This window comes from Phenylobacterium haematophilum (assembly GCF_014196295.1).
Classification (GTDB): domain Bacteria; phylum Pseudomonadota; class Alphaproteobacteria; order Caulobacterales; family Caulobacteraceae; genus Phenylobacterium; species Phenylobacterium haematophilum.
Map to the genome: position 1 here is coordinate 1 of NZ_JACIDK010000007.1, position 26944 is coordinate 26944.

Annotated in this window: 29 protein-coding genes and 1 tRNA gene; 19 read left to right on the forward strand and 11 right to left on the reverse strand. The window is 69.4% G+C overall.

Annotated features, from left to right (window positions below):
* The 6 genes from GGQ61_RS18625 to GGQ61_RS18650 form a co-directional block, all read left to right on the forward strand.
* Nucleotides 1-825: class I adenylate-forming enzyme family protein (locus GGQ61_RS18625; protein WP_183776105.1), on the forward strand; the 825-nt coding region annotated here is incomplete at its 5' end.
* Nucleotides 822-1313 (forward strand): ribonuclease E activity regulator RraA, encoded by a 492-nt coding sequence (rraA, locus tag GGQ61_RS18630; RefSeq protein ID WP_183776107.1) that lies wholly within the window; start codon nucleotides 822-824, stop codon nucleotides 1311-1313. The genes GGQ61_RS18625 and rraA, both read left to right, overlap by 4 nt.
* A 10-nt stretch (nucleotides 1314-1323) precedes the next feature.
* Nucleotides 1324-1764 (forward strand): PaaI family thioesterase, encoded by a 441-nt coding sequence (locus GGQ61_RS18635; RefSeq protein WP_183776109.1) that lies wholly within the window; start codon nucleotides 1324-1326, stop codon nucleotides 1762-1764.
* 101 nt (nucleotides 1765-1865) lie between these two features.
* Nucleotides 1866-1955 (forward strand) — tRNA-Ser (locus GGQ61_RS18640).
* Nucleotides 1956-2088: 133 nt separating this feature from the next.
* Nucleotides 2089-2727 (forward strand): glutathione S-transferase family protein, encoded by a 639-nt coding sequence (locus GGQ61_RS18645; protein WP_183776111.1) that lies wholly within the window; start codon nucleotides 2089-2091, stop codon nucleotides 2725-2727.
* A gap of 125 nt (nucleotides 2728-2852) precedes the next feature.
* Complete coding sequence (locus GGQ61_RS18650) at nucleotides 2853-3479, forward strand: YidH family protein (RefSeq protein WP_183776113.1); 627 nt, start codon at nucleotides 2853-2855, stop codon at nucleotides 3477-3479.
* Here GGQ61_RS18650 and GGQ61_RS18655 read toward each other — a convergent pair whose 3' ends face one another.
* Nucleotides 3480-3656 carry a hypothetical protein gene (locus GGQ61_RS18655; protein ID WP_183776115.1) on the reverse strand — a complete coding sequence of 59 codons (177 nt, stop codon included), beginning with the start codon at nucleotides 3654-3656 and terminating at the stop codon, nucleotides 3480-3482.
* Nucleotides 3657-3734: 78 nt separating this feature from the next.
* Between GGQ61_RS18655 and pth2 the strand changes: the two genes are divergently transcribed.
* The 4 genes from pth2 to GGQ61_RS18675 all read left to right on the forward strand — a co-directional run bounded on the left by pth2 (nucleotide 3735) and on the right by GGQ61_RS18675 (nucleotide 6131).
* The gene (gene pth2, locus GGQ61_RS18660) at nucleotides 3735-4076 is read left to right on the forward strand and encodes a peptidyl-tRNA hydrolase Pth2 (RefSeq protein ID WP_183776117.1); all 342 of its coding nucleotides are present in this window, start codon (nucleotides 3735-3737) and stop codon (nucleotides 4074-4076) included.
* A gap of 4 nt (nucleotides 4077-4080) precedes the next feature.
* Nucleotides 4081-4350 carry a hypothetical protein gene (locus tag GGQ61_RS18665; RefSeq protein ID WP_183776119.1) on the forward strand — a complete coding sequence of 90 codons (270 nt, stop codon included), beginning with the start codon at nucleotides 4081-4083 and terminating at the stop codon, nucleotides 4348-4350.
* A gap of 87 nt (nucleotides 4351-4437) precedes the next feature.
* A complete protein-coding gene (locus GGQ61_RS18670; protein ID WP_183776121.1) occupies nucleotides 4438-4821 on the forward strand; it encodes a nuclear transport factor 2 family protein in 384 nt (127 codons plus the stop codon).
* On the forward strand, nucleotides 4821-6131 hold the full coding sequence (locus GGQ61_RS18675; protein ID WP_183776123.1) for a serine hydrolase domain-containing protein: 1311 nt from the start codon (nucleotides 4821-4823) through the stop codon (nucleotides 6129-6131). The genes GGQ61_RS18670 and GGQ61_RS18675 overlap by 1 nt, the downstream gene beginning before the upstream one ends.
* A gap of 23 nt (nucleotides 6132-6154) precedes the next feature.
* Here GGQ61_RS18675 and GGQ61_RS18680 read toward each other — a convergent pair whose 3' ends face one another.
* From GGQ61_RS18680 to GGQ61_RS18695, 4 genes are read right to left on the reverse strand one after another with little or no spacing between them, the layout of a single operon-like run.
* The gene (locus GGQ61_RS18680; RefSeq protein WP_183776125.1) at nucleotides 6155-9361 is read right to left on the reverse strand and encodes an efflux RND transporter permease subunit; all 3207 of its coding nucleotides are present in this window, start codon (nucleotides 9359-9361) and stop codon (nucleotides 6155-6157) included.
* A gap of 10 nt (nucleotides 9362-9371) precedes the next feature.
* Entirely contained in the window at nucleotides 9372-10517 is a 1146-nt protein-coding gene (locus GGQ61_RS18685; protein WP_246371092.1) for an efflux RND transporter periplasmic adaptor subunit, read from the reverse strand.
* 2 nt (nucleotides 10518-10519) lie between these two features.
* A complete protein-coding gene (locus tag GGQ61_RS18690; protein WP_183776129.1) occupies nucleotides 10520-11749 on the reverse strand; it encodes a TolC family protein in 1230 nt (409 codons plus the stop codon).
* Between the two features lie 52 nt (nucleotides 11750-11801).
* Nucleotides 11802-12125 carry a hypothetical protein gene (locus tag GGQ61_RS18695; protein WP_183776131.1) on the reverse strand — a complete coding sequence of 108 codons (324 nt, stop codon included), beginning with the start codon at nucleotides 12123-12125 and terminating at the stop codon, nucleotides 11802-11804.
* Nucleotides 12126-12291: 166 nt separating this feature from the next.
* Between GGQ61_RS18695 and GGQ61_RS18700 the strand changes: the two genes are divergently transcribed.
* On the forward strand, nucleotides 12292-13911 hold the full coding sequence (locus GGQ61_RS18700; RefSeq protein WP_183776133.1) for an amidohydrolase: 1620 nt from the start codon (nucleotides 12292-12294) through the stop codon (nucleotides 13909-13911).
* 69 nt (nucleotides 13912-13980) lie between these two features.
* Entirely contained in the window at nucleotides 13981-14235 is a 255-nt protein-coding gene (locus GGQ61_RS18705; protein ID WP_183776135.1) for an EF-hand domain-containing protein, read from the forward strand.
* On the opposite strand, the gene GGQ61_RS18710 is transcribed toward GGQ61_RS18705, so the two are convergent.
* The gene (locus tag GGQ61_RS18710) at nucleotides 14232-15410 is read right to left on the reverse strand and encodes a cystathionine gamma-synthase (protein WP_183776137.1); all 1179 of its coding nucleotides are present in this window, start codon (nucleotides 15408-15410) and stop codon (nucleotides 14232-14234) included. The genes GGQ61_RS18705 and GGQ61_RS18710 overlap by 4 nt on opposite strands.
* Entirely contained in the window at nucleotides 15407-16801 is a 1395-nt protein-coding gene (locus GGQ61_RS18715; protein WP_183776139.1) for a pyridoxal-phosphate dependent enzyme, read from the reverse strand. Before GGQ61_RS18715 ends, GGQ61_RS18710 begins: the two co-directional genes overlap by 4 nt.
* Nucleotides 16802-17004: 203 nt before the next feature.
* Between GGQ61_RS18715 and ybaK the strand changes: the two genes are divergently transcribed.
* From ybaK to GGQ61_RS18735, 4 genes are all read left to right on the forward strand, one after another.
* Entirely contained in the window at nucleotides 17005-17475 is a 471-nt protein-coding gene (gene ybaK, locus GGQ61_RS18720) for a Cys-tRNA(Pro) deacylase (protein ID WP_183776147.1), read from the forward strand.
* Between the two features lie 120 nt (nucleotides 17476-17595).
* Nucleotides 17596-18210 carry a TetR/AcrR family transcriptional regulator gene (locus tag GGQ61_RS18725; protein WP_183776149.1) on the forward strand — a complete coding sequence of 205 codons (615 nt, stop codon included), beginning with the start codon at nucleotides 17596-17598 and terminating at the stop codon, nucleotides 18208-18210.
* A 233-nt stretch (nucleotides 18211-18443) separates the two neighbouring features.
* The gene (locus GGQ61_RS18730; RefSeq protein WP_183776152.1) at nucleotides 18444-20975 is read left to right on the forward strand and encodes a TonB-dependent receptor; all 2532 of its coding nucleotides are present in this window, start codon (nucleotides 18444-18446) and stop codon (nucleotides 20973-20975) included.
* 165 nt (nucleotides 20976-21140) lie between these two features.
* Entirely contained in the window at nucleotides 21141-21860 is a 720-nt protein-coding gene (locus GGQ61_RS18735) for a GDSL-type esterase/lipase family protein (protein WP_183776154.1), read from the forward strand.
* Here GGQ61_RS18735 and GGQ61_RS18740 read toward each other — a convergent pair.
* Together GGQ61_RS18740 and GGQ61_RS18745 are read right to left on the reverse strand one after the other, a co-directional pair.
* Nucleotides 21857-22318, reverse strand: coding sequence for a Dps family protein (locus tag GGQ61_RS18740; protein WP_183776156.1), 462 nt, complete (start codon nucleotides 22316-22318; stop codon nucleotides 21857-21859). The genes GGQ61_RS18735 and GGQ61_RS18740 overlap by 4 nt on opposite strands.
* A gap of 16 nt (nucleotides 22319-22334) precedes the next feature.
* Nucleotides 22335-22538 (reverse strand): DUF2061 domain-containing protein, encoded by a 204-nt coding sequence (locus GGQ61_RS18745; protein ID WP_183776158.1) that lies wholly within the window; start codon nucleotides 22536-22538, stop codon nucleotides 22335-22337.
* Nucleotides 22539-22710: 172 nt separating this feature from the next.
* On the opposite strand from GGQ61_RS18745, the gene GGQ61_RS18750 reads away from it, so the two are divergent.
* From GGQ61_RS18750 to GGQ61_RS18760, 3 genes are read left to right on the forward strand one after another with little or no spacing between them, the layout of a single operon-like run.
* Nucleotides 22711-23022: a GNAT family N-acetyltransferase gene (locus GGQ61_RS18750; RefSeq protein WP_183776160.1), complete on the forward strand. Its 312-nt coding sequence runs from the start codon at nucleotides 22711-22713 to the stop codon at nucleotides 23020-23022.
* A 22-nt stretch (nucleotides 23023-23044) separates the two neighbouring features.
* On the forward strand, nucleotides 23045-23395 hold the full coding sequence (locus GGQ61_RS18755; RefSeq protein WP_246371093.1) for a c-type cytochrome: 351 nt from the start codon (nucleotides 23045-23047) through the stop codon (nucleotides 23393-23395).
* Nucleotides 23392-24786, forward strand: coding sequence for a D-arabinono-1,4-lactone oxidase (locus GGQ61_RS18760; RefSeq protein ID WP_183776162.1), 1395 nt, complete (start codon nucleotides 23392-23394; stop codon nucleotides 24784-24786). Before GGQ61_RS18755 ends, GGQ61_RS18760 begins: the two co-directional genes overlap by 4 nt.
* On the opposite strand, the gene GGQ61_RS18765 is transcribed toward GGQ61_RS18760, so the two are convergent.
* Complete coding sequence (locus GGQ61_RS18765) at nucleotides 24764-25846, reverse strand: GDSL-type esterase/lipase family protein (RefSeq protein WP_183776165.1); 1083 nt, start codon at nucleotides 25844-25846, stop codon at nucleotides 24764-24766. The two genes, GGQ61_RS18760 and GGQ61_RS18765, sit on opposite strands and share 23 nt — an antisense overlap.
* Before the next feature lie 57 nt (nucleotides 25847-25903).
* Nucleotides 25904-26932, reverse strand: coding sequence for a hypothetical protein (locus GGQ61_RS22540; protein WP_183776169.1), 1029 nt, complete (start codon nucleotides 26930-26932; stop codon nucleotides 25904-25906).
* Between the last annotated feature and the right edge of the window lie 12 nt (nucleotides 26933-26944).

Sequence of the window (26944 nt, forward strand, 5' to 3'; positions counted from 1 at the left end):
CTGAAGCTGTCGGAAAAGCACCGCGCCACCCACGCCATGCTGGTGCCGGTGCAGTACCGCCGGCTGATGGAGCGGCCCGACTTCGACAGCTACGACCTGTCGTCCTACGTGATGAAGTTCTCGACCTCCGCGCCGTTCTCGCCGGAGATCAAGGCCGACGTGCTCAAGCGCTGGCCGGGCGGCTTGATAGAGTACTACGGCATGACCGAGGGCGGCGGCTCCTGCGGCCTGCTGGCCCATGAGCATCCGGACAAGCTGCACACGGTCGGCAAGCCGCTGCCGGGCCACGACATCCGGCTGATCGGCGAAGACGGGGTCGAGGTGCCGCAGGGCGAGATCGGCGAGGTCGTCGGCCGCTCGGGCGCGATGATGGTCGGCTACCACAACCAGCCAGGCAAGACGTCCGAGGCTGAGTGGTACAGCCCCGAGGGCCTGCGCTACATCCGCACCGGCGACGTCGGCCGGTTCGACGAGGACGGCTTCCTGACGCTCATGGACCGCAAGAAGGACATGATCATCTCGGGCGGCTTCAACATCTATCCCAGCGACCTCGAGGCCGAGATCGTCCAGCACGAGGCGGTGCTGGAAGCGGCCGTGGTCGGCGTGCTGTCGGACAAGTGGGGCGAAACCCCGGTGGCCTTCGTGGCCCTGAAGCCCGGCAAGAGCGTCGAGGCCGAGGCCCTGCGCGAGTGGGTCAACGCCAAGCTCGGCAAGACCCAGCGGCTGGCCGACCTGGTGTTCCTCGACAACCTGCCGCGCAGCCACATCGGCAAGGTGCTCAAGCGCGAACTGCGAGACGACTACAAGGGAAAGGCCACCGCATGAGCCAGATTTCGGTCGCCGACCTCTGCGACGAACATGAGGGGACCATCGAGGTCTGCGAGACCCAGTTCCGCGACCTCGGCGGCAAGACCGCCTTTTCCGGCCCGATCCGCACGGTGCGCTGCCACGAGGACAACTCGCTCGTGAAAGCCACACTCGCCGAGCCGGGCGAGGGCTGCGTGCTGGTGGTGGACGGCGGCGGCTCGCTGCACCGGGCGCTGGTCGGCGACATGCTGGCCGCCGACGGCGTGAAGAACGGCTGGGCCGGCGTGGTGGTGTTCGGCGCGGTGCGCGACGCCGTGGTGCTCGGCACGCTCGACATCGGCATCAAGGCGCTGGGGACCAACCCAATGCGCAGCGTCAAGCGCGGCGAGGGCGTCGTCGACACGCCGGTGGCGTTCGGCGGCGTTGTGTTCGTGCCTGGCGACATGCTCTACGCCGACGAAGACGGCGTCGCGGTGCTGCCGACCGCCGACGAGGACGACGAGTAGGGAGGTTTCCATGGCTGACGCCTTCACCCATCTTGGTGGGAATACGCCGGAAGACCTGAACGCCATGCAGCAGGGCTTCCTGCCGGGCGAACTGGGGCTGGAGGTGCTCGAGGCGCGGCAGGGCTATCTGCGCAGTCAGGTGGAGGTGGCGCAGAAGCACATGGCGCCGAACGGCTTCATGCATGCGGCCAGCGTCATCGCACTGCTGGATTCGGCCGCCGGTTACGGCTGCCGGATCTCGCTGCCGGAGGGCGCGGTCGGCTTCACGACCATTGAACTGCAAAGCAATTTCCTCGCCACGGCCCAGGCCGGCGAGGTGGTCGCCTGCGAGGCCAAGCTGGTCCACGGCGGGCGCATGACCCAGGTCTGGGACGCCACGGCGACCCATGCCGGGAGCGGCAAGGCGATCGCGCTTTTCCGCTGCACGCAGATGATTCTCTACCCGCGTTGAAAGATCGCAAAACGCCCGCTTGATCTCGCGGAGCCGGATGAGTAGGTTCCGCGCCTCGCGCTCAGCGGGTTCTCCTTATTCGAGGCCCGAACGACGTCTCCGGAGAGGTGGCTGAGTGGTCGAAAGCACCGCACTCGAAATGCGGCGTACCTTTACGGGTACCGTGGGTTCGAATCCCACCCTCTCCGCCATATCCATGAAAATCTGAGACGTCCGGCCTTCGCAGCGCGAAGGCTCACGCCGTTTTCGATGGCCGAAAGCTGCTGCTGACAAACCGCTGTCAGCAGCAGCGCGTTCTGTTGGCGCAAACCAATGGAGCCGACCATGTCCGACCTCGTTTTCTACACTAACCCCATGTCGCGCGGACGCATCATCCGCTGGATGCTAGAGGAGGTCGGCCAACCCTACGAGACCAAGGTCCTGCAGTGGGAGACCGGCGCGGCCAAGGGCGCCGACTATCTGGCGATCAATCCGATGGGCAAGGTGCCGGCCATCGTCCACGACGGGGTGGTGGTCACCGAGTGCGCCGCCATCTGCGCCTATCTCGCGGACGCGTTCCCGCAGGCCGGCCTGGCGCCGCCGCCGGGCAGCCGGCTGCGCGGTCCCTATTATCGCTGGCTGTTCTTCGGCGCAGGCCCGATCGAGCAGGCCGTGGCCGCCAAGATGATGAACCTGGAGCCGACGGTCGAGCAGCGCACCTCGCTGGGCTATGGCTGCATGGAGGACGTGTTGGCGGCCATCGAAGGCGCGGTCGAAGGCCGAACATATCTGGTGGGCGACAGTTTCACCGCCGCGGACCTCTATCTGGCCTCTCACCTGTCCTGGGGCATGAACTTCGGCACGCTCGAAAAGCGCCCGGCGTTCGAGACCTATGCCGAGCGTCACCTGCAGCGTCCGGCCGCCCTGCGGGCCGACGAGATCGACAACGCGCTGATCGCTGCGGCCGCGCAGCCGTCGGCCTGAACCGTGGCGGATGGCCCGGTTTCCGGGCCATCCGCCCATGCGCCCCCTGGGGATAACCCCGATAGACCGCTCAGGGGGCGGCCCGCACTCTCGCGTCTGACAGCCACCAGTCAGGGCGAACACAGATGGCGAAACTGCCGAACCCCGCGCCGAAGCGGCCCGACCGGGTGAAGAACCCGCCGCTGCCGCCGCTGCCGGACGTCAGCGGCCTGAACGCCGACGGCGTCTCGGTGACCTACTCCACCCATCGCACCAAGCTTTCGGCCCATCGGACCGATCTGTCGGAACACCGGACCGACCTGTCCGAGTTTCGAACCGACCTGTCGACCGAGCGCACCGAGATGTCGATGCGGCGGACCGGGATGTCGTTCCAGCGCACGCGGATGAGTGACGACCGTACGCTGATGTCGGTGATCCGCACGTCGCTGTCGCTGATCGGCTTTGGCTTTACGATCTACCAGGCGTTCCAGAAGCTGCGCGACGCCGGGGCCATCGCCAGCGCCGCCGCGCCGCGGAACTTCGGCATCGCGCTTGTGACGCTGGGCATTCTGATGCTGATCATCGGCATGGCGCGGCACGTGAAGTTCATGCGCGAACTTAACGCCACCCGCAGCGCCATGGCCAAGGAGGGGCTGATCTTCGCCGAGAGCACCTTCCCGGTGTCGTCGACCTTCTGGATCGCGGTGGCGCTGCTGGTGCTTGGCTTCGCCGCGATCATCAGCATGGTCTTCAGGATCGCGGTGTTCGGCTAGCTAGCGCGACATCCAGGGCTTGGACTTCGATGAGGAATGCGCGGCCGCGGCCTGCTCGCGCTGGAAGCGACCGCCCCGCGGCGGCTTGGGCCGCGCCTCGATGGCGGCGTTCTTCAGGCGCAGGGCCCGCTGGATCGGGGTCTCGTTCGGCGGCGGCTCGTCGGGCTTGTCGGTCATGATCCGATCCTAGCGGAACGCGCCTTTCAAGACCACGAACGCTTGCCTTCGTCGCCGTTCGGCGGGCACACACCGGCCATGAAGCAAGTCATCGTCGTCAACGAGGCGCTCGGCCTGCCGCCCGGCAAGATGGCCGCCCAGGTCGCCCACGCCGCGGTCGGGGGCCTGCTCAACGCCCCGCGCGAGCAGCAGACCAGCTGGCTGCAGGCGGGGATGCCCAAGGTGGTGCTGCGCTGCGGCTCGGAAGAGGAGCTGTTCGAGCTGGCGCGCCAGGCCGAGGAGGCCGGCTTGCCGGTGATGTTGATCCGCGACGCCGGCCGCACCGTCGTCGCCTCCGGCACGCCGACCTGCGTGGGCATCGGCCCCGACGAGATTTCCAAGATCGACGCCGTCACCGGCGCGCTCAAGCTGATGAGGTAGGACGATGGTCTATTCGACCAAGCAGGGCAGCGGGGTGCTGGGCACCCAGGAGCAGCCGCTGGAGGCGGTGACCTTCGAGGCCACCATCGAGCACGCCCAGAACTCGATCCTGTCGTTCATCGCCAAGATCCGCACCCGCAGCGGCCGCAGCCTGGCCGAACTGAAGGGCCAAAACCTGGTGCTGCAGATCGACGACGGCCCGGCCCTGGGCGTGATGATCGTCCACGTCGAGGGGAACGGCGACGAGGCGGTGCTCAACCTCTCTCCCAGATGATCTGAAGGCCGCAGGCGCGCCCTCTCCCTGACTGCGGCTTGATGACTTGCAAAAACGAACTTATGGTCCGGTCAGGGAGAGAAAATCATGCAGACCGAAGACGTCCTGGCCTTCGCTGATCGGTTCATCGGCGCCATCGAGCGCGGCGACGTGGAGGCGGTGCGGGCCTGCTATGCCCCTGACGCCAAGATCTGGCACAACAACGACCGGGTGGAGCAGACCGTCGAGCAGAACCTGAAGGTGCTGGGCTGGTTCATGCGCAAGATGAGCGACCGCAAGTACCGCGTCGTGCGGCGCGAGGCGCTCTCGGACGGCTTCCTGCAGCAGCACGTGCTGGAAGGGAAATTGCCGGACGGGCGGGACTTCTCGATGTCGGCCTGCTGCGTGATCCGGATGCGGGACGGGGTGATCACCCGGCTCGACGAGTACATCGACTCGGCCGAGGCCGCGGTGTTGAGCGAGGTCCGCTGATGACGTTCGTGCGGGGGGCGCTGGCCGGCATGGCGGCGCTGTTGCTGGGCGGGGCGGCGCAGGCCGCGCCGCCGTTTCCGGACGCCCAGGCCACCGATCCGGTGGCCCTGGGCTGGATGGTCGGATCGCCGCCGCCGGCCGAGCGGACCATCCGCTTCGAGGACGGCGGCTTCCTTAAGTTCCCGCAGCTGCGCTGGACGTTCTCGCACTGGCGCGAGCTGTTTCCGACCGCGGTGGTCTGGCGCGGGCCGGGTCCGGTCAGCGAACTGCCGCGGGCGCCGCGCGAGGATCTGGACGCGGTCAGCTTCACGCCGCTGGGCGGCGGCGCGGCGATGACCTGGGGCCAGTCGCTGGCCGCCAACTACACCGACGGCATCCTGGTGATGCACCGGGGCAAGGTGGTCTACGAGCGCTACTTCGGGGCGCTGAAGCCCGAGGGGACGCACATCGCCCACTCGGTGACCAAGTCGTTCGCCGGCACGATCGCGGCGATGCTGGTCGCCGAGGGCAAGCTCGATCCCGACGCCCTGGTGACCCGCTACATTCCCGAACTCGCCGGCAGCGCCTTCGGCGACGCCACCGTGCGCCAGGTCTTGGATATGACCACCGGGCTTGAGTACTCCGAGGTCTACACTGACCCGAAGTCGCCGGCCTGGGACTTCGTGCGGGCGGTGGGGCTGCTGCCGCGGCCGCCGGGCTACAGCGGTCCGACGGCCAGCTACGACTATTTGAAGACCCTGAAGAAGGCCGGCGAGCACGGCCAGGCCTTCTCCTACAAGTCGGTGAACACCGAGGTGGTCGGCTGGCTGGTGCAGCGCGCCGGCGGCAAGCCGCTGGCCCAGCAGCTCAGCGAGCGGTTCTGGACGCCGCTCGGCATGGAGCAGGACGCCTATCTGCAGGTCGATTCCGTGGGGTCGGGCTATGCGGCGGGAGGCCTGAATCTGTCGCTGCGCGACCTAGCGCGGTTCTGCGAGATGATGCGCCAGAACGGCCGCTTCAACGGCCGCCAAGTCGTGCCCGCGGCGGTGGTCGCCGAGATCTCCGGCGGGGCGAAGCGCGAGGACTTCGCCAAGGCCGGCTACGCGACCTTGCCGGGCTGGAGCTATCACGATCAGTGGTGGGTCTCGCACAACGACCACGGCGCCTACATGGCCCGCGGCGTCAACGGCCAGGCCTGCTACGTCGACCCAAAGGCCGAGATGGCGATCGTGCGGTTCGCCTCGCACCCGCAGTCGAGCAACGTCTATCTCGATCCGCTGTCGCTGCCGGCCTATCACGCGATCGCCCAGCACCTGATGCGGACGCCCTGAAACGGGCGTCCGCACCAAGCGAGCTAGATCAACGCTGGCTCGGCTTCGGTCGCGGGCTTGACGGACCTGCGGCCGATCACCCGGCTGGCGAAGGCCGGCAGCACCACCAGGGTCAGCAGGGTGGCGGTGATCAGGCCGCCGATCACCACGGTGGCCAGCGGCTTCTGCACCTCGGCCCCCGCCCCGCTGGCCAGCGCCATCGGCATGAAGCCGAGCACGGCGACCAGGGCGGTGGTCAGCACGGCGCGTAGGCGGGCCATGGAGCCCTCTACCGCCGCCACGCGCGGGTCCATGCCGGCCTCGATCCGCTCGCGGATCGCCTGGATCAGCACCAACCCGTTCAGGGTCGCGACCCCGGAGACGGCGATGAAGCCGACCGCGGCCGAGACCGAGAACGGCATGCCCCGCAGAAGCAGGGCCATCGCTCCGCCGACCAGGGCCAGCGGCACGCAGGCGAAGACCAGTCCCGCCTGAGCGGCCGAGCCGAACGCGAAGTAGAGCAGCACCGCGATGGTCGCGAAGACGATCGGTACGACGATCGCCAGCCGCGCCTCGGCACGCTGCAGGTTCTCGAACTGGCCGCCCCAGTCAATCCAGGCCCCGGCCGGCAGTTTGACTTCTTCGGCCACGGCGGCCCGGGCCTCAGTGACGAAGCCGCCCAGGTCGCGGCCGCGGACATTGGCCTGGACGACGATCCGCCGCTTGCCGTTCTCGCGGCTGATCTGGTTCGGACCCTCGCCCTCCTGGAACTGGATGACCGAGCCGAGCGGCGCCATCACTGCCCCGTCGTTCGCCGCCAGCGGCGTCTGGGCGACGACGGAGAGGTCGTTGCGCGCCTCCTCCGGCAGGCGGACCATCACGTCGAAGCGGCGGTCGCCCTCGTAGACCCGGCCGGCGGTGCGGCCGGCCAGGGCGATCTGGACCGCGTCGGCGGCGTCGGCGGCATGGACGCCGTGCAGGGCGGCGGCGGAGCGGTCGACCTGGGCGGTCATCATCGGCAGGCCGGACACCTGCTCGACCTTGACGTCGGCCGCGCCCTTTACGCCGCGCAGCACGGTGGCGATCTTCTCGGCCGTGGCCTCCATCTCGTTGAAGTCGTCGCCATAGACCTTGACCGCCACGTCCGAGCGGACGCCGGAGATCAGCTCGTTGAAGCGCATCTGGATCGGCTGGGTGAACTCGTAGGCGTTGCCGATCTGGCCGGCGGCGACCTTCTCGATCTTGGCGGCGACGTCGGCCTTGCTGAGGCTGCGGTCGGGCCAGTCCTTGCGGTCCTTGAGGATCACGAAGGTGTCGGAGATGCTTGGCGGCATCGGGTCGGTGGCGACCTCGGCGGTGCCGGTCTTGGAGAAGACGTTCTCGACCTCGGGGATCTTGATCAGCGCTTTCTCAAGCCGAGCCTGCATCTCCAGCGACTGTTCGAGCGAAGCGCTGGGTACGCGCAGGGCCTGGACCAGCACGTCCTTCTCGTCGAGCGTCGGGATGAACTCGCGGCCCAGCAGGCTGAACACCGCCAGCCCGACCAGCACCATCGCGCCGGCGCCGAGGGCGACCCGGCGCGGATAAGCGACGGCCTGGCGCACCAGCGGCTCCAGCCGGCCGCGGACGACCGCCTCGGCCCTGGACTGATGTTCGCGGTCGGGCGGCTTGATGAACAGCGCGGCCAGCGCCGGGACCAGGGTGAAGGTCAGGATGAAGGCCCCGGCCAGGGCCAGCATGACCGTCGCGGCCATTGGGTGGAACATCTTGCCCTCGATGCCTTCGAGCGCCAGCAGCGGGGCGTACACGAGCAGGATGATCGCCTGACCGTAGGCCGCAGGGCGGACCATCTGGCGGGCGGCGGCGACCGCTTCGCTCATCCGTTCGGACTTGGTCAGGTCGCGTCCCTCGGCCTGACGTCGCTCGGTCAACCGGCGAAGCGTGTTCTCGACCACGACGACCGCCCCGTCGACCAGCAGGCCGAAGTCGAGGGCGCCCAGGCTCATCAGGTTTCCGGAGACACCGAACCGGTTCATGCCGATGACGCCGAACAGGAAGGCCAGCGGGATGACCAGGGCGGTGATGATCGCCGCGCGCACGTTCCCGAGCAGCAGGAACAGCACGACGATGACCAGCAGCGCGCCCTCGGCCAGGCTGGTGCGGACGGTCGAGATCGTGCGGTCGACGAGCGCGGTGCGGTCGAGGACCGGCGTCGCCTCGACCCCCGGCGGCAGCGAGGCCTGGATCTGATCCAGCCGCTGGCCGACCGCGTGAGCGACGGTGCGGCTGTTCTCGCCGGCCAGCATCAGGGCGGTGCCGATCACCACCTCCTCGCCGTGCTGCTGGGCGGCGCCGAGGCGCGCGGCCTGACCGATCTCGACGGTGGCGACGTCGGAGACGCGGACCACCAAGCCGCCCCGGTTCTTGATCGGGGCGGCGGCCAGGTCCACGGCCGAGCGCACGCGGGCGTCGGCGCGGACCACGAAGGCCTCACCGCCGCGGGAAATGTAGCCCGCGCCGGCGACGGTGTTGGCGTGCTCGACCGCCTCGACCACTTCGTTGAGGCCGACGCCGTAGGCGGTCATGCGGGCGGGATCGGGCCGCACCGCGTACTTCTTGACGTAGCCGCCGATGACGTCGATCCCGGCGACGCCGGGAACGGTCTTCAGCTGTGGGGTGATGATCCAGTCCTGGACGGTGCGCAGGTAGGTCGCCTTGGCCATCTCGGTCGTCAGGCGCTCGCCCTCGGGAGTGAGATAGGACCCGTCCGGCTGTGGGCCCGGCTGGCCGGGCTTCACGCCCTTGGCCGGCGCCATCTTGACCGTCCACATCATCACTTCGCCCAGGCCCGTGGTGATCGGGGCCAGGGCCGGCTCGGCGCCCGGAGGCAGCTCGTCGCGCGCGCCCTGCAGGCGTTCGGTGACCTGGTTGCGGGCGAAGTAGACGTCGGTCTGGTCGGTGAAGACCGCGGTGATCTGCGAGAACCCGTTGCGGCTGATCGAGCGGGTCTCGACCAGGCCCGGGATGCCGGTCAGCGCGGTCTCCAGCGGATAGGTGACCCGCTGTTCGATCTCCTCGGGCGACAGGGCCGGAGCGACGGTGGTCACCTGCACCTGGCGGTTGGTGATGTCGGGCACCGCGTCGATCGGCAGCCGGAAGAGTTCGACCGCGCCGTAGGCGGCGATAGCCAGCGCGATCAGGATGACCGCGAAGCGGTGGCGCACGGACAGCGCCACGATCTTGTTCAGCATGGCGGCCCCCCTAGTGTCCGTGCTCTGCTTCGCCCTTGGCGAGCTCGGCCTTGAGGACGAAGGCGCCGCGGCCGGCGACGCGCTCGTCGCCTTTCAGCCCGGCGACGATCTGGGTCTGCCCGCCGCCGGAGCGGCCGGCGGTGACCGAGCGGGCGCGGAAGCCGTCCTTCTCGGCGACGAACACGACCTGGCGGCCCTCGACCGTCTGCACGGCCTCGGACGGCACGCTGGGCAGGCCCTTGCCGTCGGCGGGGACCTGGGCGCTGACCGCCGCGCCGGGCGTCAGTGCGCCGGAGGTGGGCCGGGCGCGGACGATGGCCGCGCCGGTCGCCAGCTGCGAGAGCGGGGCGATGCCGACGATCTGGGCGGAGGCCTCGCGGCCGTCTGGACCGATCAGCTTCAGCGGCGCGCCGACGGCGAGCTTGGCGGCCGAGTCGGCGGGCACGTTGAACACCACCTCCAGGCGCTCGGGGTTGGAGACCTCGGCGACCGTGGCCCCTTGGGCGACGAAGCCCCCCGGGGCGACCTGGACGCTGGTCACCAGTCCGGCGATGGGGCTGCGCAGGGTGGCCTGCCCGCCGGCGCCGGGCGAGCCGGAGGCGGCGGCGCGGGCCTGGGCGGCGGCGGCCTGAGCGCTGGCGCGGACCGATGCGGCGCGGACGGCCTCCCAGTCCTGCTGGGCGGTGACGCCGGCCTTCAGCAGCCGGTCCTCGCGGGCCAGGGCGGCGCGGGCGGCCTGCGCCTCGGCGGCTGCGGCGGCGGCTTCGGCGCGGACGCTGGCGCCGTCGGCGCTGCGGATCACCACCACCCCGCCGCCGGCGGCGACCTGGGCGCCGGGCGACAGCAGCACGCGCTCGACGACGCCGGAGACCGGGGCGGCGACCACGGCGCGGGCGTGGGGCGCGGCTTCGACCCGGCCGGTCAGGCGGATGTCGGAGCCTCCACCGCGGCCGACGGTGACGACGGCGACGCCGGCGGCGGCGGCCTGGTCGGCGGGCAGGGCGATGAAGCCTTCCTCGCCGTCCTTCTCTTCGTCATGGGTTTCCTCGCCGCGGGCGTCCGCCGGCGCGGCGCGGAACGTGGCCAGGCCGTAGCCGGCCGCCAGGGCGAGCGCGATCGCCCCGCCGGTGAGCAGGTTTCGTTTGTCGAGCAGCATCATTACGCTCCGAAGGGGGTCTTGCCGGCCAGGCGCGCGGCCTCGGCCAGGGCGCGGACGCGGGCCAGGCGGGCCTCCAGCGTCTGCAGGCGCGCGGCGGCCAGGGCGCGGCGCGCGGCGGTGAGTTCGAGCAGCGGCAGGCGGCCGGCCTCGTAGCCGATCCGCGCCAGCCGGTAGGCTTCGGCGGCGGCCGCTTCGCCGGCGGCTGCGGCGCTAGCCTGGGCGCTGGCGCTGCGCGCGTGGGAACGGGCGGCGGCCAGGTCGGCGACGGCGTCGAGCCTCGCTTGGGCCAGCCGCGCCTCGGCCGCGGCCAACTCGGCGCGGGCGGCGGCGGTGTTTCCGCGGTTGCGGTCGAACAGCGGCAACGGCAACGCGGCGCCGGCGACCATGGCGGTGGAGCCGTCCCCGGCGAAGCGGCGCACGCCGGCAGAGACGGTGAGGTCGGGGCGGGATTGAAGCTGCTCGACGCGAACCTTGGCCGCGGCGCTGTCGCGGTCGGCCTGGGCGGACAGCACCGCCGGAGTGTCCACGGGCTCGGCGTCGATGGCGGCGTCGGCCGACAGCAGGCTGGAGGTCAGGGAGTCGTAGGTGTCGCCCGATCCGGCCTGGGCTGACAGGCGGCCGAAGGCGGCGTCGCGGGCGGCCAGCGCCTGGTCGAGCCCGGCCTGGGCGGACTGGGCGTCGGCCTGCGCCTGCAGGCCGCGCAGGCGGGCTTCCTTGCCGGCCTCGACCAGAAGATCGGCGGCGCGGGCGTCGCTCTGGGCGGCCTCCAGCAGTTCGCGGGCCTGGTCGGCCCGCAGCTGCGCGGCCTCCGCCTCGGCGTAGCCGACCGCCAGGGCGGCGGCGTAGTCGGCCCTAGCCTGGGCGTCACGGGCGCGGGCCAGATCGACGTCCCTCCGCGCGCCGTCGATGCGCGCGCCGCGCTTGCCGCCCAGCTCGAGCGTCTGGCTGAGCGACAGCGTGGTCTCGGCGGAATCGAGGCCTTCCATCGGGCCCTTGCCCGCGAAGTTCTCGACGTCGAGCGACAGCTCGGGATTGCGCCAGGCGCCGGCCTGATCGAGGCGGCCTTGGGCGGCGGCGATCTGTGCCTGGCTTTCGGCGCGGCGAGGCGCCTGGGCGGACTGGGCCAGCAGGTCTTGGAATGAAGGGGCGGGCGCAGCCAGGACTGGATGGGCGCACGCCAGGCCGCCCGCGGCCAGCAAGGCCGCCAGACGGACGTGATGGGGAGGCATCGGGATCTCCGGAAACGGACAGGACGGGAGCGCGCGTCGGCGCGCGAAACCGTCAGGCCGCGGGAGGACGGGTCGGGGGCGCTGACCTCAGCGTCGCGTGGTCGGCGTCGTCCGCCGGGCGCTGGCGGCCGGCGGCGCCGGTGCGGGCGTCGATCTCGGTCATGGCCAGCAGCGGCGGGGCGTGGCCCGCGCAATGGGTGGCGCAGTGGGCGCCGGGCGCATGATGGGCCGCGTCGGGATCGCCGTCGCCGGCATGATGGGCGCTGGCCGCCGCCGGGGCGGCGAAGTCGATGAGCGGTTCGGCGTGGCTGGGCGCGGCCAGCATGACGAAGGTCGCGACGGCCAGCAGGGCGAGGATCGCCGCGATGCGCCGCATGCCGTCAATGAGCCCCTGCCCGACCATGCGGCAGGCTGTGCATCCTACAGCGGCTGTAGGAGCAAGTGCTATTTGCGAGGTGATCCATGACGCTTGGGGGGCTTCCCAGCGGGACCGTTCTGGCGCCTCTTTGTCCACGAACGGATGTGACGTTGGGGGGATATGTATGCGTGCGTTGATGACGGCGGCCGCCATGGCCGGCCTGCTGTGTTCGGTCGCGCCGGCGGCGCTGGCCCAGGGCGTTCCGGCCGGCAAGATCGCGGGCCTGAAGGCGCAGGCCGCAGCCGGGGTCGAGAGCCGGGCCAAGCTGGCCCAGCAGATGAACGACCAGATCTTCTCGTATGGCGAGCTCGCCTTCCAGGAGGTCGAAACCTCGAAGTACGTCACCGGCGTGCTGGAGAAGAACGGTTTCACCATCCAGCGCGGCGTCGCCGGCCTGCCGACCGGTTGGACCGCGACCTGGACGCATGGGACGGGCGGCCCAGTCATCGTGCTCGGCAGCGACATCGACGGCATCCCGAAGGCCTCGCAGAAGCCGGGCGTGCCCTGGCACGACCCGCTGGTCGAGGGCGCGCCGGGCCATGGCGAGGGCCACAACTCCGGCCAGGCGCTGAACGTGGTCGCCGCCCTGGCGGTCAAGGACCTGATGGAGAAGCAGAACATCGCCGGCACGCTGATGCTGTGGCCGGGCGTCGCCGAGGAACTGCTGGGCGGCAAGGCCTACATGGTCCGCGACGGGGTGTTCAAAGGCGCCGACGTGGCGATCTTCACCCATGTCGGCTCGAACCTGGCGACGGCCTGGGGCGCGACGTCGGGCACGGGCCTGGTGTCGGTCGAGTACAATTTCCACGGCGCGTCGGCCCACTCGGCCGGAGCGCCCTGGCGCGGGCGCAGCGCGCTGGACGCCGTCGAGCTGATGAACATGGGCTGGAACATGCGCCGCGAGCATCTGCGGCCAGAGCAGCGCTCGCACTACGTGATCACCGACGGCGGCGACCAGCCCAACGTCGTGCCGTCCAAGGCGACGGTCTGGTACTACTTCCGGGAGCAGACCTTCGACGGCATCAAGAAGAGCTTCGAGATCGGCGACACCATCGCCGAGGCCGCCGCCAAGATGACCGACACGACCATGGAGCGCCGGGTGCTCGGCACGGCCGCGCCGCGCCACTTCAACCGGCCGCTGGCCGAAGCCGCCAAGGCCAATATCGACAAGGTCGGGCTGCCGAAGTGGACGCCGGAGGAACAGACCTTCGCCAAGGCGGTCCAGAAGAACCTCGGCTCCAAGGAGAAGGGGCTGGCCACGGAGCTCGACAAGATGGCGCCGCCGGTCGAGAAGCCCGAGAGCGGCGGTTCGGACGACATCGGAGACATCTCCTGGACGCTGCCGACCATCACCGTGGTCTATCCGTCGAACATCCCCGACCTGCCCGGGCACCACTGGTCGAACGCGATCTCGATGGCCACGCCGATCGCCCACAAGGGCGTGGTCGCCGGTTCGAAGGTGGTGGCGATGACCATGGTCGATGTGCTGACCAAGCCGGAGCTGCGCCGCCAGGCCAAGGACTACTTCGTCAACGTCCAGACCAAGGATCAGAAGTACGTCCCGATGATCGGCCCGGACGACAAGCCGCCGATCGAGATCAACACCGAGGTCATGGCCAAGTTCAGGCCGCAGATGGCGCCCTTCTACTACGACGCCGAGCGCTACCCGACCTATCTCGACCAGCTTGGCATCAAGTGGCCGCCGACCGAACTCACCCCGCCGAAGGGGACGCGCGCCGATTGACGCCGCGGCCACGGCTCATTTTCGCCATGAGCCGTGGCCAGCCTCCGCCTCGGTAACAGGAGGACCCGTATGCGTCTGACCAGCCTCATCCTCGCCGCCGCCGCCCTCGCGGGCTCGACCGGCATGGCCTTCGCCGCCGAAGGCCGCTTCATCCACCCGGCCGACACCAGCAAGGACGACCGGATCGATAAGACCGAATGGGTGGCCTACAAGCTGCCCGCCGACGAGTTCGCCAAGGCGGACAAGGACAAGAACGGCAAGATCGACGGCCCCGAGTTCGTCGCCTGGGACACCGCCTACAAGGCCGCCCACCAGGGCCACTAGCCCGCCAGGGCCTGTTCCAGGTCGGCGATCAGGTCGCCGGCGTCCTCGATCCCGACCGACAGGCGGATCAGGCCGTCGGCGATGCCGATCCGGGCCCGCGTCTCGGCCGGGATCGAGGCGTGGGTCATGATCGCCGGATGCTCGATCAGGCTCTCCACGCCGCCGAGGCTCTCGGCGAGCGTGAACAGTCGGGTGCGCTCCAGCATCCGCACCGTGCCGGCCAGGTCGCGGTCGAGCACCACCGAGATCATACCCCCGAAGCCGCCGCTCATCTGCCGCCTGGCCAGGTCGTGCTGCGGGTGGCTCTCCAGCCCCGGATAGATGACCTGGGCGACGTCGCCCCGGCCTTCCAGCCATCGGGCGATGGCCATGCCGTTTTCGCAGTGGCGCTGCATGCGCAGGGCCAGGGTCTTCACGCCGCGCAGGGCGAGGAACGAGTCGAACGGCGAGGACACCGCGCCCACCGCGTTCTGCAGAAAGCCGACCTGGTCGGCGAGCTCCGTGTTCTGGCCGACCACCAGCGCGCCGCCGACGATGTCGGAGTGGCCCGAGACGTATTTGGTGGTGGAGTGCATGACCGCATCGAAGCCGAATTCCAGCGGCCGCTGCACATAGGGGCTGGCGAAGGTGTTGTCGGCGGCGGTCAGCAGGCCGCGGCGCTTGCCGAGCGCGGCGATCGCCTCCAGGTCCGCCAGCCGCAGCAGCGGGTTGGTCGGGGTCTCGACCCACAACAACCGGGTGTTGGGCCGGATCGCCGCCTCGATGGCGGCGACGTCGCTCATGTCGACGAAGCTGAACTCCAGGCCGGCGGTGCGCCGGCGAACCTTGTCGAACAGCCGGAACGAGCCGCCGTATAGATCCTCGCTGGCGATCACGTGCGAGCCGGCGTCGAGCACCTCCAGGAAGGTCGAGATCGCCGCCAGGCCCGAGGCGAAGGCGTAGCCGCGCGTTCCGCTCTCCAGGTCGGCGATGGCCCGCTCGAAGGCGAAGCGTGTCGGGTTCTGGCTGCGCGAGTACTCGAAGCCCTTGTGCTCGCCTGGGCTGGTCTGGGCGTAGGTCGACGTCGCGTAGATCGGCGGCATCACCGCCCCCGTCGTCGGATCGACCGACTGGCCGCCGTGGATCACCCGCGTGGAGAACTCCAGGCGGTTCTTTCTGGTGTTGTCTTGGGTCACGCAGCTCGCCGCAGATAGTTGATGAGGTCGATGCGGGTGATCAGCCCGAGGAATTCGCGGCCGTCGAGGACGATAGCCACCTGATCGCGTTCGAAGACCGGCAGCAGCGCATCGAGCGGCGCGTCGGCCTGCAGAGTGTCGAGCTTGGCGGTCATCGCAGCCGCCACCGGCTGGGAGAATCGCTTGTCGGGCTTGGAGTCCTCGATGGCCTCCAGGAGGTCGCTTTCGTCGATGAGCCCGATCAGGCGGCCGCCGTCGAGCACAGGAAGCTGGCTGACGTCGGCCTGGCGCATGCGGTTGTAGGCGGTCAGCAAGGTGTCCTGCGGGCCGACCACGATGGCCCCGCCGTTGGTGGCGGAGCGCACGATCAGGTCGCGCAGGTCGCCATGCAGGCGGCGCTCGGTGAGGCCCTGCTCGGCCAGCCAGCTGTCGTTGTAGACCTTGGACAGGTACTTGGCGCCGGTGTCGCAGACGAGGGTGACGACCCGCTGGGCTTCCGTCTGCTCGCGGCAATAGCGCAGGGCGGCGGCCAGCAGCGTGCCGGAGGAGGAGCCGCCCAGCACCCCGGCCTTGGCCAGCATCAGGCGCGCGGCGGCGATGCTCTCGGCGTCGGGAATGGTGTAGGCGCGCGAGACCAGCGAGAGGTCGCAGTTGTCGGGCACGAAGTCCTCGCCGATGCCCTCGACCACCCATGAGCCCGGTTCGACGGTCTCGCCGGTGTTGACCAGCGGCGCGAGGATCGAACCCTCCGGATCGGCCAGCACCATCTTGGTCTTCGGCGAGGCCGCGGCGAAGAAGCGGCCAAGGCCGGTCAGCGTGCCGCCTGAGCCGACGCCGACGACCATGGCGTCGAGGTCGCCCTCCATCTGCGCCAGGATCTCTGGGCCGGTGGTGGTCTCATGCGCCTTCGGATTGGCTGGGTTGGCGAACTGGTTGATGTAGATCGCGCCGGGAATGTCGGCCGCCAGCCGCTGGGCCATGTCCTGGTAGTATTCGGGGTGGCCCTTGCCGACATCGGATCGGGTGATGCGGACATCGACGCCGAGCGCGCGCAGGTGCTGGATCTTCTCGCGGCTCATCTTGTCGGGCACGAGCAGCAGGATCTTGTAGCCCTTCAAGACGCCGACCTGCGCGAGACCGAGGCCAGTGTTGCCGGCTGTGGCCTCGACGATCGTCCCGCCGGGCTTCAGCGAGCCGTCGGCTTCGGCCGCCTCGATCATCGAGCGGGCGATGCGGTCCTTGATCGAGCCGCCGGGATTGGCGCTCTCAAGCTTCACGAACAACCGGCAGGGGCCGGTGTCGAAGCCGGTCAGCTCGAGCATCGGCGTGTCGCCGATCAGTTCGAGGGCCGAGCTGGCGGGCGGCGCAAGCTTGCGCGGGTGTGCGGTCATGAACGGCTCCTGGAGGCCTTTCAGCAGAAACGCCCGGAGGTCGATTTCCGCGCAATCTCCTCGAGCATATGGGCGATTTTCCTGCGTCGCCTAGCTGCAAGAGCGGCGTTAGTCGCCTTGGCGCAGGGCGTTGGCGAAAAACGAACCTCGGGCGCGGCGAAGCTGGCGCTTCGCAGCGACCGCCGGCGGGGCTAAAGCGAGCCATGGCCAAGACCACGCCCGCGACGCTCGCCCTCGACAAGGCCAAGATCGCCTACGAGCTGCATTCCTACGACTACGACCCCGACGCGCCGCGGGTGGGGCTGCAGGCCGCCGAAAGCCTCGGCGTCAGCCCCGACCAGGTGCTCAAGACCCTGATGGCCCTGGTCGACGGCAAGCCGGTCTGCGCGGTGCTGGCCTCGGACCGGGAGGTGGCGATGAAGAAATTGGCCGCGGCGGCGGGCGGCAAGTCGGCGCAGATGATGAAGCCCGCCGACGCCGAGCGCGTCACCGGCTACCGGGTCGGCGGGGTCAGCCCGTTCGGCCAGAAACGGCAGGTCCAGACGCTGATCGACCAGGCCGCGCTCGACCATGAGAAGGTGTTCGTCAACGGCGGCCAGCGCGGGTTGCAGGTGCGGCTGGCGCCGACCGACCTTTTGGTCGCACTACCAGCCAAGGTAGCGATCCTGACTTGATTGTCGTTGCGTAACGGCGCGGATAGGGCCTTAACTTAGCGTCGATAACTTTGGTCGACGGGGAGTGCGGCCTTTCGTAGTGCGTCGGGCCGCCGCAGTGTTTGCGATGAGATGGGCGTCATGACGGCGGTGAGCCTCGAACGGCGGCGCACCTATCACGTGGGGAATGTCCGCGGACAACTTCTAGCGGCAGCGCGGGAGATTCTGCAGGAAAGCGGCCGCGCCGGTCTGTCGCTGCGGGCCATCGCCGACCGTGCCGGCGTGGCGCCTGGCACGGTCTACTATCACTATGCCGACAAGGCCGCCTTGCTGGCGGGTCTTGCGGTCGACGGCTTCCGGCAGCTCTCCGACGCCATGCGGGCCGCCTACGAGGCGCACGGACACGAGGGCGGGCTGCGCTCCACCGGCGGCGCCTACCTGACCTTCCTGCGCCAGAAGCCCGAGCTCTACATCCTGATGTACGAGGCGCTGGATTCCGGCCGCCGCGAGGACGTGGCCGCCGCCGAGGCGGAGGCCTGCGCCATTTCGCGCGCCGCCATCATCGCGGACTTCGAGAAGCAGCATTCGACCGATCTGGCCGGCAAGATCGCCGACGCCATCTGGGCGTGGGGCCGGGGCATCGCGGCGACGGCGCTGTCGCGCAGCTCGCCCGGCGAGGGTCCGGAAGACGAGACGATGGAATCGGCGGTGCGCGGGCTGGAAGCGCTGATTTCGGGTCCAGTCAGGGCGCCGTAGCGTCAGCTCGCCATAGAGGCGAGCCCAGTCCATGTATTTGAATAATCAGTATCTTTTTCCGCGTTGCACATTGCTTCGGCAGAGGCGGCGCGGCCCTTGCGCCACAAGGCCTGACGAAAGTTCGGCGGGGGCGCTTTTCCCTCTATTCGAACGCTGTTCGAGACCTCCAGCCTAGCAATATTAAGCACTCGCGACGGGCGGCTAAACGCCCGCGTCTGGCTGGGAGGTAACACATGTTTCAACCGCTGCGTCTGCGCAGTCTCTTCATCATGGGCGCGTCTGTCGCGGCCATGTCCGCCGCCACTCAGGCCGCGGCCCAAGACGCCTTCACCATCGAGGAACTGGTCGTCACCGCCGAAAAGCGGGAGCAGAGCCTGCAGGACGTGCCGGTCGCGGTGACCGCCTACACCTCGGAAAAGCGCGACCTGATGGGCGTTGCGACCGTCGAGGATCTGGCCCGCGTCACGCCGAGCGTCGCCTACACCAACAACGACCGTCTCTCGATCCGCGGCTTCGGCCGTCTGACCAACGCGATCGGCACCGACCCGTCGGTGGCGCTCTATTCGGACGGCATCTTCTCGAACTCGATGGCCGACTCTTCGACGCCGTCGCTGTTCATCGAGCGGACCGAAATCCTGCGCGGTCCCCAGGGCACCCTCTACGGCCGTAACTCGATCGGCGGCGCGCTGAACATCATCGGCAAGCGTCCGAGCGACGAGTTCCAAGGCGAAGTCCGCGGCGCGGTCGGCAACTACGGTTCGTGGCGCACCGACGCCCTGGTCACCGGTCCGATCACCGACGGCCTGCGCTTCCTGCTCGGCGGTTCGGTCGAGCGCCGCGACGAAGGCTTCATCGAGAACATCGGCCCCGGCGGCGACACCAGCGCCCTGAAGCGCTACCTGGTCGAAGCCCAGCTCGAAGCCGACCTTGGCGAGAATATCACCGCCCGTCTGCGCTATACGAAGTTCGACTGGGACGACAGCTACGGCGTCGGCAACATCCACGAAGCGGTGATCACGCCCTACGACACCCGCTCGCCGACCGGCCTGGAAAATAGCGCGCTCTACTACAACCCGACCTTCGGCTATACCGGGGTCAATCCGTCCATCAACGATCCCTACAAGATCAACATGGACCAGACGATGGAGGGCAAGCTCTCCAACCATAATCGTCTGCACTTCGACCTGACCTGGGATCTCGGCGGCGCGACGCTGAAGTACCTGGCCGGCTATCAGGCCTACACCTACAACACCAACGGCGACGAAGACCGTTCGTCCCGCCAAGGCCTGTTCAGCATCCCGACCGCGACCCCGTTCGGCGCCTACACCGCAACCAACGTCTCGCCGAACGAGCGCTTCTTCTACACCGAGAAGCAGAAGTGGTGGTCGAACGAGATCAACCTGTCGTCCAACTCGGACGGCCCGCTGCACTGGATCGTCGGACTCTATCAGTACCATCAAGAGTATTCGCAGCCGCAGGGCCTGCGCGTGCTCGGCGATCCGGCCATGCAGGCGCCGCTGAGCCTGGCCACCGGCCGTCCGGCCGCGCCGAACCCGAACGGCAACTACCTGTTCGTCGACGGCAGCCTGGAAGTGAACTCCTACGCGGCGTTCGGTCAGATCGACTACGAGTTCGCCGAGAACTGGACCCTGACCGCCGGCCTTCGCTACTCGGTCGACGAAAAGTCCGGCACCGACTTCGCGCGCTACGTCTCGCGTAGCCCCACCACCACGACTCTGCTCCAGCAGTTCGCCGGCATCCCCGCGGCCATCGGCCAGGGCGTCGCGCTCGACTTCACCACCTTCGTGGTCTGCGGCGGGGCGACGCTCGCCTCCTGCACCGCGCAGCCGCAATACGCCAACCTGCGTGAAGCGGCCGGCGGCGGTCTGATCCGCGATCTGAAGGCCGACTACGACGCCTGGACCGGTACGCTGGGCGTCCAGTGGCAGCCGGACGGCGACACCAACGCCTACGCCCGCTACAGCCGCGGCTACAAGTCGGGCGGCTGGCTCGCCTCGAACGGCCTGACCCCGGTGCCGTACGCCGATCCGGAGTACGTCAACAACTACGAGGTCGGTCTGAAGAAGACCTTCGGCGGCCGCTTCCAGCTCAACTCGGCGATCTTCTACGCCGACTATCAGGGCTTCCAGGCGCCGCTGCGGGTCGTGATCAGCGGCTCGACCACCGGCACCCAGTTCCTGAACCTCGACGCCCGCAACTGGGGCGTCGAACTGGAAGGCCAGTGGGCGCCGATCGACAACCTGATGCTGTTCGCCAGCTACGCGTACATCAACGCGGAAGTGACCAACGGCTGCTGCTTCGTCGACGTCAACGACCCGACCGCCTCGAAAGCCGGCGCCAAGCCGATCGGCGGTACGGCTACGGCCCGGACCCAGAACCTGGAAGGCAACCGCCTCCCGATGACGCCGGAAAACAAGCTCAACCTCGGCGCCAACTACACCTTCGACTTCGACGCCGGCAGCCTGACCATCGGCGGCACCTACACCTATACCGACGACATGCAGACCGCGGTCTTCAGCCAGGCGAACTACACCGCCCCGGCGAACGAGATCGTCGACTTCCGCGCCCTGTGGAAGGACGGCCAGGACCGCTTCACGATCATCGGCTACGTGAAGAACGCCTTCGACGAGGTGGCTTATCAGAGCTCCACCCCGACCAGCCTGACCTCGCTCGGCGACTATCGCCGGACGGTGAAGCTGAACTTCCCGCGCACGTACGGCGTGGAATTCCAGTACCGCTTCTAGGAGCCACCAGGCTTCGGAACGGAAAGGCGCTGCGGGAGACCGCAGCGCCTTTGTCGTTTTCGAGCGTGGCCGTCGCCTTGAATCGGCGCCACTCTCGCAGCAATAGCCATTTGGCCCCGCTCGCAGAAACGACGGCCGGCGGGGCTCCTCGGGGGAGTGAGCGCCATGCTGGTTCGGTTGATCGCCTTGTCCGCCGCCGCGGTTCTCGTCGCGGGCTCTTCGGGCGCCGCCGCCGCGGCCGGCCGCTTCTCCGCGGAGATGCAGGCCTTCGCCGCACAGGATAAGGCCGCGCCCCCGACGCCCTGCAAGATCGTGTTCACGGGCTCCTCGACGATCCGGTTCTGGACCAGCCTGAGCCAGGACATGGCTCCCATCCCGGTGCTCAACCGGGGTTTCGGCGGCGCGGAGATCTCGGACGTCAATGCGAACTTCGACCAGGTCGTCGGGCGCTATAGGCCGCGGGCCGTGGTGTTTTACGCCGGCGAGAACGATCTCAACGCCGGGGAGTCAAAGGACTCGGTGGCCGAGGACTTCGGACGCTTCATGAAGCTCAAAAGCGAGAAGCTCGGCGCGGCGACGCCGGTCTATTTCATCTCGCTTAAGCCCTCGCAGGCCCGCGAGCGCCAGATTCCAGATCAAAGCGCAGTGAACGCCAAGATCAAGGCGCAGATGAAGGGCCGCAAGGACTTCGTCTACATCGACGTCGTGCCGCAGATGATGGGCGCCGACGGACATCCCAAGGACCTGTTCGTCGCCGACGGCCTGCACATGAACAGCGCCGGCTACGCGATCTGGACCAAGGTGGTGCGTCCGGTGATGGAAAAGGAAATGAAGGCGGACCGGCCTGCGTGCCGCAGTTCCGCGTCCGCCTCCGCCAAGCCCTAGAGCGAGGAGCGCAGCATCCAGACGTGCTTCTCGTGCGCGGTCAGCCGGTCCGAGATCAGGCTGGCGCTGACCTCGTCGCCCGCTTCCTGGGCGGCCGGCAGGATCGCGTAGAGCGTGCCGATCAGGGTCTCCTGGCTGGCGATCAGGTCCTTGAGCATCTCTTCTGCGTTCCTGGACGGATCGCCGTCCTTGATCGAGGAGAGGTTGCCGAACGCGCCATAGCCCTGCGGAGCCAGTTCGCCCAGCGCGCGGATGCGTTCGGCGACCTCGTCGATGGCGGTCCACATCTCGGTGTACTGGGCCATGAACAGCGTGTGTAGCTGCGAGAAATTCGGGCCCCGGACGTTCCAGTGGTAGCCGTGGGTCTTCAGGTAGACGGCGTAGGTGTCCGCCAGCAGCTTGGCGAGGCCTTCGGCGACCGCCTTGCGGTCCTTGGCGGTGGGTCCGGTGTTGGTCATTGGTGGTTCCTCTCCTCTAGGCTTCGACGCTCGTCGGGCTTGGCGCGCCGAGCCGCGCCCAGACGCGCTCGTGGATCGCGAAGGCGATCGTCTGGAAGACCGGTTCGATCATCCCGATCGCCAGCGCCGCCCGCCAGTCGCGGGTCAGAACATAGGCGACGGTGATCGCCACCGTCAGGTGCATCACGCTGTAGCTCAGTGTCTTCTTGGCGGTGCGCATCAGAAATGCCTTATTGCGAATTATTCGCAATATAGCGCGCGACGGACTTATTGAAAGACCTTTGATCATCATAAAAACTTATCTCAACCGCGGGCTTCTTATGGCCCCGCGGGCCGCGTTGCCACCAGCGACAGGGCGTGGTGTGCTGGCCGCCAGTCACTAGGGGTGCGGTATGAGCGGCGATGACCTGAAGGTCGTGAACAACGAGGAGAAGGGTCGCTTCGAGGTGCGGCTAGGCGACGAGGTCGCCTATGCGGAGTATCGGCTGCTGGCCACCGGGGTGCTGTTCCCCCACACTGAGGTTCCGCCGGCTTTCGAGGGCCAGGGCGTGGGCGGCAAGCTGGTCCGCACGGCGATGGAGTTCGTGCGCCAGCGGGGCGAGCTGGTGATCCCGGTCTGCCCGTTCGTGTCGGCATACATCCAGCGCCATCCCGAGTATCACGATCTCGTGCACCCGGGGTATCGGGCCGCGCTCAAGATCTGAAAGTCGCCTTGGGGGGAGACGCTTGAAGTCCATCGCCTACCTGGCCGCCGCCGGCGGCCTGATGCTGGCCGCGTGCGCGCCGCCCGCCGGTCCGCCTTCCGATCCGGCCAGCCTGGCCCCCGCCGATCCGCGCCTGGCCCAGCTCTATGCCGACAGCTGCAAGGCCTGCCACGTGGTCGCCGATTCCGGCGCGCCGCTTGTGCACGACGCCAAGGCCTGGGCGCCGCGCTGGAAGCAGGGCGAGGACGTGCTGCTCGACCACGTCGTGCAGGGCTACAAGGCGATGCCGGCGCTGGGCCAATGCGCAGCCTGCACGCCTGACGACTTCAAGGCCCTGACCCGCTTCATGGCCGGCAAGGAGGGCAAGTCGTGATCTCGCGCCGCACTGCGCTGCTGGCGGGTTCGGGCGGCGTGCTCGCCGCCGCCGGGGGCGGGGTCTATCTCGCCGCTCGCGACAAGCCCGAGCCGCCCGCCCCGCCCAGCGTGGACGCGAACAAGCATCTGCTGTGGCGCAACTGGTCAGGGACTGAGCACGCCTATCCGGCCGTGCGCAGCGCGCCGAAGACCGAGGCCGAGGTCGCCCAGGCGCTGAAGACCTCGACCGCGCCCGTGCGGGTGGTCGGCGCCGGGCACTCGTTCACCGGGCTGGTGCCGACGTCCGGCACCCTGATGACCCTCGACGGCCTGGCCGGTATCGAGCGTTGGGAGGGCGACCAGCCGGTGGTCCGCGCAGGCATGCGGCTCGGCGCCCTCGGTCCCGCCCTGGCCGAGCGCGGCCGGGCGATGGCCAACCTGCCCGACATCAACAAGCAGTCGCTGGGCGGCTGCCTGGGCACCGCCACCCACGGCACCGGCGCGACGATCAAGGCCATCCATGGCGACGTCACGGCCCTGCGGCTGGCGACCGCGACCGGCGAGATGATCGACTGCGACGCGACGCAGAACGCCGACGTCTTCAATGCGGCGCGGGTGTCGCTGGGCGCGTTGGGGGTGATCACCCAGGTCCGGCTGGCGACCACCGCCAATCGCCGGCTGCACCGCAAGGTGTTCGTCGAGCCGTTCGAGCAGACCCTGGCCAAGGCTGAAGAGCGCTGGGCGCAGCATCGCAACTACGAGTTCTTCGCCGTCCCGTTCACCGACCTGGCGGCCAATGTCACCCACGACGAGACCGACGCCCCGGCGGCGGCGCGCGGGCCGGACACCGACACCGCCCTGCTCGAGGTGCTCAAGCAGCTGCGCAACCTGACCCGCTTCTCGACCCCGCTGCGCAAGGCCGCCGCCAAGGCGCTGCTGGGCTCGGCCAAGCCGGAGGAGGCGATCGACGAGGGCTGGAAGCTGCTCTCCACCGAGCGGCCGGTACGCTTCAACGAGATGGAGTTCCACATCCCGGTGGAGAACCATCTGACCGCGCTGAAAGAGGTTATGGCGACGATCGAGGCCGAGCGGCCGGATGTCTTCTTCCCGATCGAGGTGCGCCGCATCGCCGCCGACGACGCTTGGCTCTCGCCCTTCCAGGGCGGCCCGCGCGGCTCGATCGCCGTGCACTGCCACTACAAGGACGCCTACGACTTCCTGTTCGACCTGATCCAGCCGATCTTCCTGAAGTATGGCGGGCGGCCGCACTGGGGCAAGCTGCACAGCCTGAAGGCCCGCGAACTGGCGCTGCTCTATCCGAACTGGAACGACTTCCTGGCGGTGCGCGCGCGGCTCGACCCGGAGGGCCGCCTGCTGAACCCCTATCTCAGGTCGCTGCTGGGGGTGTGACGAGCGCGTCGGGACCGCTAAGGGCCAGTGCATGGAAGCGCTCGCCGATCAGGCGGTAGCCCTCGGTGTTGGGGTGCAGGTCGTCGGGCAGCAGGTGGGCGTCGGCGGCGCCGAACAGCTTCAGGCCGTCGAGATAGGCGATTTGGCTGTCGCCCGCCGCAACGCGGGCGGCGACCACCTCGCTCAGCAACTGGCGCATGCGGGTCAGCGGCAGACCGCCGCCTGAGGCTTCGTCCTCGCGCCCCGGCGAGTAGATCGGCGAGACGACCAGGATCGGCGTCGTCGCATGCTTCTCTCGGATGATCGAGATCATCGCGTGGGCGGAATCGAGGAAGGTGCGCTCCTTGAGCTGGCCGTCGGTGTGGACGTTGATCCCGAGCTTAAGGACGATGGCGTCGGCGCGGGCGTCGCGGATGATCCGTGCAGCCTGGCCCGACAGCAGGCAGGAGCCGGCCCAGCCGAGGTTCTGGTGGTCGACATTCGCCAGACCCGCGGCCACGGCGGGCCAGCCGGCGCTGGCCCCTTCAGCCTCCAGGCAGTGGGTGATCGAGCTGCCGTGGAAAAGCACGCGCGGGCGACCGTCGGCGACGGGAGCGGCGTCCGCGCCGTCGTCCAGCTCAAGGCCGGTGATCGAGACGGTGGCGGCCTGGGGCAGCCAGAGTTCTAGGACTTTTTCGCCGGGCGGCAGGCCGTCGAACGTCAGGTTAAAGGCCTCGTCGCCCACAAAGGCGCCGTTCTGCAGATCGATGGCCGCGCCGCCCTGCGCCCAGACGCGGGCGTTGAAGACGCCGTCGACATAGAGATCGTAGGCGCCGCGCCGCTCCCCGCCGACCGACTGGTCCAGCAGCCGCTGGGCGCCCGAGAGGCCGATGCGGGTCGAGGCGGTCCGCAGGCGGATGCGGCAGGCCGTGGCGCAGGAGCCGACCCAGCGGTTGAACGCGTCGTAGAAGCCGAGTTCGGCGACCGGCAGGCGCAGCGGCTGCAGCGAGTCCTTGCGGCGGCGCAGATCCACGTGGCCGTCCAGCAGCGGCGCGATCTCGCCTAGTCCCAGCGTCTTCATGCGCGTTCCCCCTGTTGCCTCCTGCTTAGGCTGGATGGCGCCGGGGCGAAAGCACCGTCAATTGCGGTTCAGCGTCAGCGGCGCGTCGGGATCGGTCGGGATCGGCGTCCCCGGCCGCGGGGTGATCGGCGGCTCGGCCGGGGCGGGCGAGAGCGGGGTCAGCACCAGCGGCGCCGGCGCGGGGGCTGGAGCCGGCACGTTGAGCACCGGGGCGGGCGCTTCGGCGGCCGGCTTCGGGGCGGCGGTCTTCGGCGCAGGCGCCTTCGGGGCCGGGGCTTTGGGCGCAGCAGTCGGCGCGGCGGCCTTCGGGGCCGGGGCCGGGGCAGCGGCGGCCGGCGGTTGGGCCCCGACCGGCGCGGGCGCGGCGGCTTCTACGGTGGACGGCGTCGGGGCGGCTTCCGGAACGGGCGGCGTCGCCGCTTCCACCGGCGGCGCAGGCGCGGGGGCCGGCGGCTCGTCCTGACGCATCAGCAGGAAGGCGACGGCGCTGGCGGCGGCGACCGCCACGACGCCACCGACGATCAGCGGCAGCGGCGAGCGCTTGGGCACCGATGTCCGCGGCGGCGCGGCGAGGGTGAGATCGGGTTCCGCCTGCGGGGCGGGAGCGGGGGCGGGACGCGGCGCCGCGGCCGTTGCAGCGGGGGCCGGTGTCGGACGCGGGGGCGACTGCGGCGGACGGGCGGTGCTGGAGCCGCTGGCGAGCGGGCCTGCGGCGACCGGCCCGCGAACGGGCGGCGCCTGGGGAACCGGTGCGCGGACCGGCGGCTGGCCGATCGGCGTCACGAAGGCGGGACGCGGGCCCTGGACCGGCTGCTGTCCGGCGGCGGGTTGGCTCGGGGCGCGCTGAACCAGCGAGCCGCCGGCCAGAATGCCGCCCTGTGGGGCGACGCTGGGCCGGGCGGTCGGCGCCTGCACCGCCGGACGCGGGGCCGGGCGGGGCTCGGGCGCCGGCGCTGGCTGCGGAGCGGCCGGCTCTCCGGCCGATTGGCCTGGCGTCAGCGCATAGCCGAACGGCGCCGCTCCCTTCGCCCGGCCCCAGGGGCTGGATCGGATGAACGGGTTGTCGTTCTGGTCGCGCTCGGACATCTGGCTCTCCCG